This window comes from Stenotrophomonas sp. Steno-Z1, assembly GCF_056393175.1.
In genome coordinates, this window is record NZ_JBWJPB010000002.1 from 158,857 (window position 1) to 170,598 (window position 11,742).

The following is an 11,742-nucleotide window of genomic DNA, read 5'->3' on the forward strand; positions in this document are numbered from 1 at the left end:
CATTGCTTAATCTGCTTCTAGCAAGACAGGCAGGTCACACAATATCTACACAATGCCCGTTGCTAGACTCGCCGCGTCGAAATTGGCGAACCTATGCAGACACAATCCTCCCGCATCACCACCGGCATCCAGGGCCTGGATCAGATTCTCCGCGGCGGTTTCCCGCAGGGGCGCCTGTATCTGCTGGAAGGTCCCCCAGGGTCGGGCAAGACCACCCTGTCGCTGCAGTTCCTGTTGGAAGGCCTGCGCAGGGGTGAGCGCTGCCTCTACATCACCCTGTCCGAGACCGCCGAGGAGCTGCGCGAGGTCGCCACCGCGCATGGCTGGTCGCTGGACGGGCTGCACCTGTTCGAGCTGGGCTCGGCCGAGGACGCGCTGGGCAATGGCCGCCTGCAGTCGGTGCTGCACTCCTGGGAGGTGGAGCTGGATGAAACGGTCAACCTGATCCTGGGCGAAGTGGAGCGCATCCGGCCCAGCCGCGTGGTGTTCGACTCGCTCTCCGAGCTGCGCCTGTTGTCGCAGGATTCGCTGCGCTATCGGCGCCAGATCCTGGCGCTCAAGCAGTTTTTCGCGCCCAAGAGCGCCACCGTTTTCCTGGTCGACGACCTCACCTCCACCAGCGAGGATCGCGACGGCCAGCTGCACAGCCTTTGCCACGGCGTGCTCTCGCTGGAACGGCTGACCCTGGACTTCGGCCCGGCGCGGCGCCGCCTGCAGGTGCAGAAGCTGCGGGGCGTGGACTTCATCGCCGGTTACCACGACATGGTGATCCGTGCCGGCGGCCTGGAGGTGTTCCCGCGCCTGATCGCCAACCAGCACCACGAGCAGTTCGACGGAACGGCGGTCGGCAGCGGCGTGGCCGAGATCGACAACCTGCTTGGCGGCGGCCCTCTGCGCGGCACCTGCACGCTGTTGACCGGCCCGGCCGGCAGCGGCAAGACCAACGTCGCGCTGCAGTACATCTGGGCGGCCTGCGAACGCGGCGAGCAGTGCTGCATCTTCGAGTTCGACGAGCGCGTGGGCACCCTGCTGGCCCGTGCCAAGTCGCTGGACATCGACCTGCACCAGCACCTGGCATCGGGCCGGCTGGAAATCATGCAGATGGACCCGGCCGACATCTCCCCGGGCGAGTTTTCCTGGAACATCCAGAAGGCCGTCGAGGAGCGCGGCTGCAGCGTGTTGATGATCGACAGCCTCAACGGTTACGTCGCCGCCATGCCGCAGGAAAAGCAGCTCATGCTGCAGCTGCACGAGATGCTCTCCTACCTCAACCAGAAGGGCGTGGTCACCTTCCTAGTCAACCCGCAGCATGGCCTGGTGGGCACCATGTCCACCGGCAACCTCAACGTGTCCTACATCGCCGATGCGGTCATTCTGTTCCGCTTCTTCGAGGCGCAGGGGCGGATCCGCAAGGCGATTTCGGTGATCAAGAACCGCGGCGGGGCGCACGAAGACACCATCCGCGAGCTCAAGATCGATGGCAGGGGCCTGGCGCTGAGCGGTCCGCTGAAGGAGTTCCGGGGCATCCTCACCGGCACGCCGGAATTCGTGGGCGACAGTGCCGCGCTGCTGGGCCACTCGCATGCCGGATGACGACGGGGCCGGCATCGTCCATATCGTCGCACCGTTCGGCCGCGACGCCGACAGCATCGCCACCGTCCTGCATACCGCCGGGCTCAGTACGCGCATCTTGCCCACCCTGGCGGCCCTGAGCGACTCGCTCGACGAACGGGCCGGCGTGGCCCTGGTCACCGAGGAAGCCGTCGCCGGCGGAGTCGACGCGCTGGTGGCCGCGTTGGCCGCGCATCCGGCCTGGTCGGACCTGCCGTTCATCCTGCTGCGTTCGCCGCGCGCGCACCGGCGTGCGCCGGCCGACGGGCTGTTGCCGCGTTCGGTCAACGTCATCGAGCTCGATCGTCCGTTGGGTAGCCTCTCCCTGCTCAGCGCCGTGCAGGGCGCGCTGCGCGCGCGCGAGAAGCAGTACCTGGTCCGCGACCAGATGCAGGCGCTGGCCGACAGCCGCTTGGCCCTGGTGCGCAGCGAGTCCGAGCTGCGCCTGATTGCCGATGCGATGCCGGTGCTGATCGCCTTCGTCGACCGCAGCCTGCACTACCGGTTCGCCAACAAGGCCTACGAAGCGTGGTTCGACCTGCCAATCGGGCAGGTCATCGGCAAGCACGTGGGCGAGGTCGTGGGTGTCGATGTGTGGCAGGCCCGGCTGCCGGCCATGCAGCGCGCGCTCGCCGGCGAGGAAGTGCAGTATGAGGTGAGCTGGCCACGCGCCGATGGCGGGCGGCGTGACAGCGAAGTGCGCTACTCGCCACGCGTGGCCGCAGACGGCAGTATCGACGGCTTCCATGTCTTCGTCACCGATATCACCGTGGCCAAGCTCGCACTGGAAAGCAGCCAGCGCCACGCGCATGAGCTGGAGGCCATGGTCGCCGAGCGCACCCGTGAGCTGGAGGCGCAGATGGCCGCGCGCGAGGCCAGCGAGGCGGCGTTGCGGCAGTCGCAGAAGATGGAGGCGATCGGCCAGCTCACCGGTGGCATCGCACACGACTTCAACAACATGCTGACCGGCATCCTGTCGGCGCTGGACATCGTGCGGATGCGCCTGGAGATGGGCCGCGTCGACGACCTCGAACGTTTCCTGGACACGGCCACCGCCTCCAGCCAGCGCGCCGCCGGCCTGACCCAGCGCCTGCTCGCGTTCTCGCGCCGGCAGTCGCTGGACGCCAAGCCGGTGGAGCTCAACCAGCTGGTCGGGTCCATCCAGCACCTGCTGCGCAGCACCCTGGGTGAGAGCATCGTCGTGCGCACCCGGCTGGCCAGCGATCCCCTGCATGCCGTACTGGATACCAACCAGTTCGAAAGCGCGCTGCTGAACCTGGCCATCAACGCCCGCGATGCGATGCCCGCCGGTGGCGAGCTGGAACTGAGTACCACCGCGGTGCAGCTCGGCGAGGACGAGGTCGCCACCATCCCGGCTGGACGCTACACCGTGGTGGCCGTGGCCGACACCGGTACCGGCATGCCCCCCGAGGTCGTCGAGCGCGCGTTCGAACCGTTCTTCACCACCAAGCCGATCGGCAAGGGCACCGGCCTGGGCATGTCGATGGTGTATGGCTTCATGCAGCAGTCCGGCGGCCACATCGCCATCGATTCGACGCCGGGGCAGGGCACCGCCGTTTCGCTGTACATCCCGTTGGTCGAACCCGCTGCCGAGCCGGACAAGGCGCCGGGCGTGGCCACTGTCGCGCTGGGGGCGGGCCAGTCCATCCTGGTGGTCGAAGATGACGAGCAGGTGCGCATGCTGGTCACCGTGGTGCTCGAAGACCTGGGTTACCAGGTGCAGGTGGTGGGCGATGCCAATGGCGCGATCCCGATCCTGCAGTCCGCGCGCGGCATCGACCTGCTCATCACCGACGTCGGCCTGCCGGGGCTCAACGGCCGCCAGCTGGCCGAGATCGCGCGGCAGTCACGCCCGCAGTTGCCGGTGCTGTTCATGACCGGCTATGCGGAAAAAGCCCAGGAGCGCGCGGCGTTCCTCGAGGAGGGCATGGCGATGATCGCCAAGCCCTTCCCCCTGGATGCATTCAGCGCCGCCGTGCGCCAGTCGATGGGCGAGGCGCAGGCGTCCCACGTGGCGTGAGCATGGCCGCCTGCGGCCACGCGTCATGACGGTCCAGGTTCGGTGCGCTACAGGCTCACCTTGCGCCGGTTGTCATCGCTCACCCGGTCGATCAGCTTGTTGTACGGATCGAACCCGGCTTCATCCGGCTTGCCGTCCACCACCACCGTGATCGTCGGTGCCGCCTCGGTGATGTGGTGGCGCTGCAGGTACAGCACCTTCTGGTCGCGCTCCTTGCCCGAGGCTGCATTGGCGAACACGCCTACCTCGATCCAGTCGTCCATCTTCCCGGCCGTTTCCTTGCCGCCGCCGTCGGCGTAGCGCTTCTCGGCATGCAGGGCGAGGGTGACCTCGTACTTGCCATCGGCCCGCCTGCGCGCCTTGGCCTCCAGCAGCCGGTTGTCGTACAGGGTGATCTTCTCGAACAGGTCGGTGACCACCTGCTGGCGGTCGGCCGGGGTCTCGGCGCGGATGTAGGCCAACAGCTCGCGCGAAGTGGTGTACGGCGGTTGCTGGTAACCCTTGTCCTCCAGGAAGCGCTTGAGCGCGCGGTTGAGCGCCGCCTCGCCGATCTCCTCGCGCAGGCGGTAGAACACCAGTGAGCCCTTCTCGTAGTGGATGTACTGCTGGTTCTCCACCCGCTCCAGCGGCAGCTCCTCGATGCGCTCGCCGCCACGTCCGGCCAGGTAACGGTCCAGTTCGGTCTTCAGGAACTGGCGCATGTGGGCGCGGCCGTACGTCTTCTCCATCACCATCAACGCCGAGTACTGCGACAGCGACTCGGACAGCACCGTGGCGCCCTGCACGTTGGCACCGATCACCTGGTGCGCCCACCACTGGTGTGCGATCTCGTGCGCGGTGACGTAGAACACGTAGTCGATCTTGTCCGGGTCGCGCAGGTCGGCGATGAAGCCGATCGACTCGGAGTAGGGAATGGTATTGGCGAAGGACTGGGCGAAGCTCTGGTAGCCGGGGAACTCGATGATGCGGACCTGGCGGTGCTGGTACGGGGTGAAGTTGGCCTCGTAGTACGCCATCGACTTCTGCACCGCCTCGATCATGCGGTCCACGTTGTAGCTGTGGCGCGGATCGAAGTACACCTCGATCGGGATGTCCTTGTACATGCCGCGCTTGACCTGCCAGCGCGCCGACAGGTACGCGTAGAAGTTCAGCATCGGCCGGTCCATGGCATAGCGGAAGCAGCGTCGGCCATCCACCGTCTTTTCCTCCTGCAGGTAGCCGGGGGCGAGGGCGATCTGGTCCGGCGCGGTGCAGATGGTGGTGAGGAAGTCGAGCCAGTCGGCGTCATCGGAAATGTAGGTGTTGGCGCGTGCGGCCTCATCCTCCAGTTTCGGCATGCGGGTCGGCTCGCCCAGGCCGCGCTTGCGGCGCTCGTTGCGGTCTTCCAGCTGCGCGCGCTCGTCGTAGCCGAACGAGGGCAGCATGCGGCTGTTGAAGAAGCTGCCGTTTTCGACCACATCGGTGGGGGCCTGCCCGGCGGTGATGCCATCGGGATGCTGGTCCACGCGGAAGTGCACGCGGCGCTCCTCGCCCGGCTGCAATGGTGTATTCAAGTGGTAGATGCGGTAGCCCAGGTCGACATCATGGAAACGTAGGGTCTGCCCGCCCAGGTCCACGGCCACCAGCTGGCGGTCGTCGTCCATCGCGATATGGATGTCGGTAATGGGCGTGGCATGGCTGTTGCGCACGGTCCAGTCGGCATCGATGGTGACCGACTGGGTTTCCGGATGCAGGTCGACCCGGTTGTCCACCGCGACGATGCGCGGCTGCGGCAGGTCGCGGTACTTGGACAGCTCGCGCTCGTAACGCGCCTGCAGGTCGCGCTGCTGGTCCGGCGACAGGAATTCATTGCGGATGTTGGTGTTCCAGTACAGCCAGCCGCCGACCGCCGCGAAGCCCACCATGGCCAGCGCCGCACCCACACCAGCGGGGCCGCGCAGGCGATGGCGGGCAAGAGTGATGCGCTGGCGCAGGCCCATTCCGACCCCGCGTACCCAGAATGCCGACGCCAGGCACAGCAACGCGGCCAGCAGCAGCGCCCAGTAGCTCTGGAACGCCAGCTGCCCGACCAGGAAGTGGCCGAAGCCGTTCATGTCCGAATACGGCGCGTTGGGCCAGTTGCCGAAGTTGTAGAGGTTCTGGGTGTAGTCCAGCAGGCCGAGCGCGACCTGGCCGATCATCACCACGATCAGCAGCGCATAGCCGGCGAACTTGTTGTTGGTCAGCACCTGCAGCACCAGCGCCATGCCGCCCATCAGCACATAGAACACCGAGCCCAGCGCCAGCGTCTGTAGGTACACCAGCGGCTCCAGCCGGGTGTAGCCCTGGCCCAGCTGCAGCAGCATCGACACCGCCGCGCCCACCGCCTGGAAGCAGGCGATCACCACCACCAGCACGGTGAACTTGGCCAGCAGCGGCACCCAGTTCGGCACCGGCATCGCATCGTTGACTTCATTGAGCCGCGCGGCGCGTTCCTTCCACACCAGCTCGCCGGCGTAGAACAGCACGATGATCACCAGCAGCCAGCTGTACGCGCCCTGCAGCGAGGCCAGCATCTCGGCGGTGACCGGGTAGATCGGCGTGCCGTACAACGATTCCTGCGTCAGCGCGCCGGGAATGAAGTTGGCCAGGCCCAGTACCAGCAGCACCAGGAACGGCACGCTGCGCAGCACGCCGGCGGTATCGAAGCGGACCTGGCGCAGGTACTGCTGCCAGCCCGTGGCCGCGCCGAACGCAGGGCGGATGCGCGGCACCCCCCACTGCGCGGGACGCGATGCGGCAGGTGCCGGCGCGGCGGCCTTCCGGCCCCAACGACGTCGCCCGCTGCCACTGCGCTCGGTGCGGAACAGCGCGAAGGTCGCCGCGAACAAGGCCGCGGCAACGCCCAGCCACAGCGCGCGGTTGGCCAACAGGTAACCGGCCACCTGCGGCAGCTGGGTGTTGCTCTGTTCGGCCGCCCAATAGCGCACGGTGCGCCCGACCGCGCGCATGCCCATCGGCTCGCCCAGCGTGGCGATCCAGGTGTTGTCGATGTCGCGCAGCAACGAGGCGCTCACCCCGTACAGCACGAAGTAGCCGACCAGGCCGATGTATACCCACAGAATCGAGCGGGTGAGCGCGGCCAGCATCGCCAGCAACGCGGTGGTGAACACCAGATTGGGCAGCACGATGAAGGCGAACGTCCACGCGTAGCCACGCAGCGAGATGGGCCCCATCCGCGCCGGGTCCACCCAGGGCATGAACGGGGCCAGGAACAGGCCCACGGCGATGATCACGTAGAACAGCAGCCCGGCGCACAACGCCGCCAGGATGCGCCCGGCCAGGTAATCGCGGCGCTTGATCGGGCTGGCGAAGATCAGCTCGGCAGTCCCCAGTTCGAAATCGCGCAGCAATGCATTGCTGACGAACAGGGTGGATACCAGCATGCCCATTATGGTGAACACGCCCATGAAGCGGGCGATCACAATCGGCGCGTTGCTGTGCACGTTGCCGGCGCCGCCGCCGATCTGCACCGCATCGCTGGAGCCCGCGGCGAAGGCCAGCGCGGCGAACAGCAGCGACAACAGCCAGAACAGGGGGGAACGGAGCTGCTCGCGCAGCTCGAAGCGGAAGAAGGCGGTGATCATGGGCGCGCTCCGGTCAGGCGGCCCGCGACTGCAGGCGCAGTCGCTGGAAATACACATCCTCGAGGTCGGGGGCGACCGCCTGGAACCCATCGCCCGGATCGCTGGCGCTGTGCACGTGGATGACCGGGCGCCCGCCCACCAGGCGGGTGGACAGCACCACGTGGTTGGCTTCATAGCTGGCCAGTTCGGCGGCCTCCACCTGCTTGCGCCAGACCTGCTGCTGCAGGGCCTCGATCGCATCGCTGGGTTTGCCGGTCAGCAGCACCTGGCCCTTGTTCATGATGGCCATGCTCGGGCACAGGTCGGTGACATCCTCGACGATGTGGGTGGACAGGATCACCGCCACGTTCTCGCCGATGGCGGCCAGCAGGTTGAGGAAGCGGTTGCGTTCCTCCGGGTCCAGGCCGGCGGTGGGCTCGTCCACGATCACCAGGCGCGGATCGCCGAGCAATGCCTGGGCGATGCCGAAGCGTTGGCGCATGCCGCCCGAATAGGTGCCCAGCTTGCGCTTGCGCGCGTCCCACAGGTTCACCTGCTGCAGCAGCCCGTCCACCACCTCGCGGCGCTGGGCCTTGTGGGTGATGCCCTTGAGCACGGCGAAATGGTCCAGCAGGTCCAGTGCGCTCACCTTGGGATACACCCCGAAGTCCTGCGGCAGGTAGCCCAGCCGGCGCCGCACCGCATCCTTGTCGCGCAGCACGTCGATGACCGGCTCGCCGGGAATCTCCAGGGTCACGCTGCCGCTGTCGGCTTCCTGCAGGGTGGACAGGGTACGCATCAGCGAGGACTTGCCCGCGCCGTTGGGGCCGAGCAGGCCGAACATGCCGCGCGGGATATCGAGCGTCACTCCGTTGAGCGCGTGCACGCCGTTGGCGTAGGTCTTGGACAGCGAGCGGATCTGCAGCATGGGGCGGACACCTTTCCCTGTGTTGAAGAGCGAGTTATGGGCGCAAAGCGGGGACGCTGCATCCGCCGTAAGTCATGGATCGGTAGGCGAGTGGGGGGCGGTATGGCGCAGAGCGACAATCCCGGGCTACGATCGGCGCGGACTGCCCAGCCAACGCCCATCCCATGATCGACCCCGCATCCGCGTCGCTCGGCAAGCGCCACCTCGATATCGCGGCGGTCATGTGGTTGCTGGGCGTATTGGGAGGTGCCGCCGTAGGCGTGGCGCTTTCCCATATGGGCTACGACGGCGAAGGGCTCGCCCTTGCGGTGACATGGCTGGTGAACCTGGGCGTGGCCTGGCACCTTGCGAACGCCGCACACGCTCAAGGCAGACGACGCTGGCTATGGGGCATGCTTGCTGCGATCTGGCCGGCTGCTTCGATGGGGGTATGCAGCTTTCTGAACTTCAGCCGCTGGTTTGGCTGGAGCAAACCACCTGCTTGAACGGTCTCACCCGCGCCGTGACGATTCCCGCAGCACCTGTTTCACGGCGATCGTCTGGCCGTCCACCGCCTCGCCGTTGATCAGCGCCAGCAGCTTCTCCACCAGCAGCTGCCCGGCCTGCTTGGTGTCCTGCTGCACGGTGGTGAGCGTGGGCGAGACCGAGGCGGCCAGCGGGATGTCGTCGAAGCCAGCCAGCGCCACGTCCTGCGGGATGCGCAGCCCGTGCTCGCGCAGTGCGCGCATCGCCCCGATCGCGATCAGGTCGCTGGCCGCGAATACCCCGTCGAGGGTTTCGCCGCGTGCCAGCAGCGCCTGACAGGCATCGAACCCATCCTGCTCGGTGGTGATCGCATCGTGCTGCAGGGCGGGCTCGGCGCTGATGCCACGCGCCGCCATCGCCGCGACGTGGCCGCGGTAGCGTTCCTCGAATTCCGGGTAGTGGCTGGAGGCATGGCCGATGAAAGCGATGCGCCGGCAGCCCTGGTCCAGCAGGTGCGCGGTGATGTCGAACCCGCCCTGGAAGTTGTCGCTGCCGATCGAGACCCCGGGCTGGTCGGGCAGCGCCGCGCCCCAGCGCACGAAATGGGTGCCTTGCTCGACCAGTCGCTGCAGGCGCTCGCGCGACTCGTGGTAATCCCCGTAGCCGAGCAGGATGATGCCGTCGGCCTTGTTGCTGTCCTCGTAGTCGGCCTGCCAGTCGGTGGACAGCTGCTGGAAGGACACCAGCAGGTCGTAGCCACGCAGCGCGCAGGCGCGGGTGATCGAGCCGAGCATGGCGTGGAAGAACGGGTTGATCAGCGAGTCGTCGTTGGTCGGGTCTTCGAAGAACAGCAGGGCCAGCGTGCCGGCATTGCGCAGGCGCAGGCTGGAGGCGTTCTTGTCCACCTTGTAGTTCAGCTCCCGGGCGATGCGCAGGATGCGCTCGCGGGTTTCCGGGTTGACCATCGGGCTGCCGCGCAGGGCGCGCGAGACGGTCGGCTGCGACACCCCGGCCAGGTGGGCGATGTCCAGGGAAGTGGCTTTGCCTCGGATGGTCATTGCGGGGGTACGGCGGGGACGACGACCTGCATGATGCCATGGGCGGCAAGGCCTTGCCCCGCGCGAAAGACGCCAGGCCGGCGGACCTTGGCATGGCCGGCCCAGCGCCTGTGCGAACCCGACCGCGCCCGCGCCGCGCTTGGCGTGCGGAGGAATCTGGTGGGTTCCGGGCGGAATCCCGACAGGGCCGGGGGCGGCGGCAATGGTAAGATGGTGCCTTCTGGACCCCCCAATTTCACCTGGGGCAGCCCCGCGTATCTGCACCCCGCCCGGGGCTGTGATATGACTGCGGCCTGCCCTCGGACAACGGAAGAGCAACCCTATGGCGCGCGGCATCAATAAAGTCATCCTGGTCGGCAACCTCGGCAACGACCCGGACGTGAAGTACACCCAGGGCGGCATGGCGATCACCCGCATCAGCCTGGCCACCACCAGCGTCCGCAAGGACAAGGATGGCAACCAGCAGGAGCGCACCGAATGGCACCGGGTGGTGTTCTTCGGCAAGCTTGGCGAAATCGCCGGCGAATACCTGCGCAAGGGCAGCTCGGTCTACGTCGAAGGCAGCCTGCGCTACGACAAGTACACCGGCCAGGACGGCGTGGAGAAGTACTCCACCGACATCATTGCCGATGAAATGCAGATGCTGGGCGGCCGCGGTGAAGGCGGCGGCGGTGGTGGTGGTGGTGGCAACTATGGCGGCGGCGAGCGTCCGCAGCGCCAGCAGGCTCCGCGCCAGGAGTACGGTGGCGGTGGCGGTGGCGGCGGTCAGCGCCAGGGTGGCCAGGGTGGCGGTTATGGCCAGCAGCGTCCGCAGCAGCAGCCGCAGCAGTCGGCGCCGCCGATGGATGACTTCGCGGACGACGATATTCCGTTCTAAGCCACCGTCGCTACCTGCACACGCAAAAGGCCCGCTTCGCAGCGGGCCTTTTGCTTTTTCCTGCCTCCATCGCGGAGTGACACGCCACGCGTGTCGCGTTCGGCAGTGTTGTGCCCTGCAGCATCCATTTTCGTGCACTGCGTCTTGCATTGGCTGGATTTACTCCTCTATGGTGCAATCGATTGCATTGCGGTGAATGGTTGCGTTTGATGCCGGTTGGGAGGCCGGGAGGTGGATGTCCATCCCTTTGATCGAACCGGTCCCGGCACAGGGGCTCACGCGGAGAGAGGCGCTGCGCATGGCGCTCGCCGGGGGCCTTGGCCTGGGCGCTTTGGGCGTCCTGCCTGCGCCCGCCGCCGCTGCGCCGCTCAAGGGCAACCTCAAGCACTCCGTCGCCCGCTGGACCTTTCCGCAGTTATCGGTGGCCCAGCTCTGCCAGACGGTGCAGGGCATCGGTTTCGCCGCCATCGATCTGGTCGGCCCGGAGGACTGGCCCACGCTGAAAGCCAGCGGCGTGTACAGCGCCATGTGCAACGGCGCGGAGCTGGGCCTGGACAAGGGCTTTGCCGGTCGCCAGTTCCACGATCAGCTGGTCGCGCGCTACCTGCGGCACATCGACCTGGTGGCCGATGCCGGCTACCGCAACCTCATCTGCTTTTCCGGCAACCGCAACGGCATGGACCCCCAGGAAGGTATGGCCCATGCCGAGGCCGGGCTCAAACGCATCCTTGGGCATGCCGAAAAGCGGGGCGTCGTGCTGGTCATGGAGCTGCTGAACTCCAGGGTCGATCATCCCGACTACCTGTGCGACCACTCCGCATGGGGTGTGGAGCTGTGCCAACGGCTCGGCTCGGATCATTTTGGCCTGCTGTACGACATCTACCACATGCAGATCATGGAGGGCGACATCATCGCCACCATTGGCAGGCATCACGCGTGCTTCAAGCACTACCACACCGCAGGCGTGCCTGGCCGGCACGAGATCGGAGATCAACAGGAGCTCCACTATCCCGCCATCTGTCGCGCGATCCGCGACACCGGTTTCGATGGCTATCTGGCGCAGGAGTTCATGCCTGCGGCGCCGGATCCCGTCGGCTCGCTGCGCGAGGCTATCCGCCTCTGCGATGTCTGAAACGCACTCTACCCAGGTGAAGCAG

8 protein-coding genes are annotated in these 11,742 nt (G+C 66.9%); 5 read left to right on the plus strand and 3 right to left on the minus strand.

What is annotated here, in order from left to right:
- Positions 1 to 93: 93 nt before the first annotated feature.
- The gene (locus AC06FD_RS07450) at positions 94 to 1,593 is read left to right on the plus strand and encodes a DUF7125 family protein (RefSeq protein WP_478077457.1); all 1,500 of its coding nucleotides are present in this window, start codon (positions 94 to 96) and stop codon (positions 1,591 to 1,593) included.
- On the plus strand, positions 1,583 to 3,652 hold the full coding sequence (locus AC06FD_RS07455) for a hybrid sensor histidine kinase/response regulator (RefSeq protein ID WP_478077458.1): 2,070 nt from the start codon (positions 1,583 to 1,585) through the stop codon (positions 3,650 to 3,652). The genes AC06FD_RS07450 and AC06FD_RS07455 overlap by 11 nt, the downstream gene beginning before the upstream one ends.
- Positions 3,653 to 3,699: 47 nt before the next feature.
- On the opposite strand, the gene AC06FD_RS07460 is transcribed toward AC06FD_RS07455, so the two are convergent.
- On the minus strand, positions 3,700 to 7,278 hold the full coding sequence (locus tag AC06FD_RS07460) for an ABC transporter permease/M1 family aminopeptidase (RefSeq protein ID WP_478077459.1): 3,579 nt from the start codon (positions 7,276 to 7,278) through the stop codon (positions 3,700 to 3,702).
- A gap of 13 nt (positions 7,279 to 7,291) precedes the next feature.
- Positions 7,292 to 8,185, minus strand: coding sequence for an ABC transporter ATP-binding protein (locus AC06FD_RS07465; protein ID WP_394161749.1), 894 nt, complete (start codon positions 8,183 to 8,185; stop codon positions 7,292 to 7,294).
- 164 nt (positions 8,186 to 8,349) lie between these two features.
- Here AC06FD_RS07465 and AC06FD_RS07470 point away from each other — a divergent pair, with 164 nt between their 5' ends.
- Positions 8,350 to 8,670: a hypothetical protein gene (locus tag AC06FD_RS07470; protein WP_478077460.1), complete on the plus strand. Its 321-nt coding sequence runs from the start codon at positions 8,350 to 8,352 to the stop codon at positions 8,668 to 8,670.
- 6 nt (positions 8,671 to 8,676) lie between these two features.
- On the opposite strand, the gene AC06FD_RS07475 is transcribed toward AC06FD_RS07470, so the two are convergent.
- Entirely contained in the window at positions 8,677 to 9,708 is a 1,032-nt protein-coding gene (locus AC06FD_RS07475) for a LacI family DNA-binding transcriptional regulator (RefSeq protein ID WP_259203781.1), read from the minus strand.
- Positions 9,709 to 10,030: 322 nt separating this feature from the next.
- On the opposite strand from AC06FD_RS07475, the gene AC06FD_RS07480 reads away from it, so the two are divergent.
- Positions 10,031 to 10,585 (plus strand): single-stranded DNA-binding protein, encoded by a 555-nt coding sequence (locus AC06FD_RS07480; protein WP_259203783.1) that lies wholly within the window; start codon positions 10,031 to 10,033, stop codon positions 10,583 to 10,585.
- A 235-nt stretch (positions 10,586 to 10,820) separates the two neighbouring features.
- Positions 10,821 to 11,717, plus strand: a complete 897-nt coding sequence (locus tag AC06FD_RS07485) for a hydroxypyruvate isomerase family protein (protein ID WP_478077461.1) — start codon at positions 10,821 to 10,823, stop codon at positions 11,715 to 11,717.
- The last annotated feature ends 25 nt before the right edge of the window (positions 11,718 to 11,742 follow it).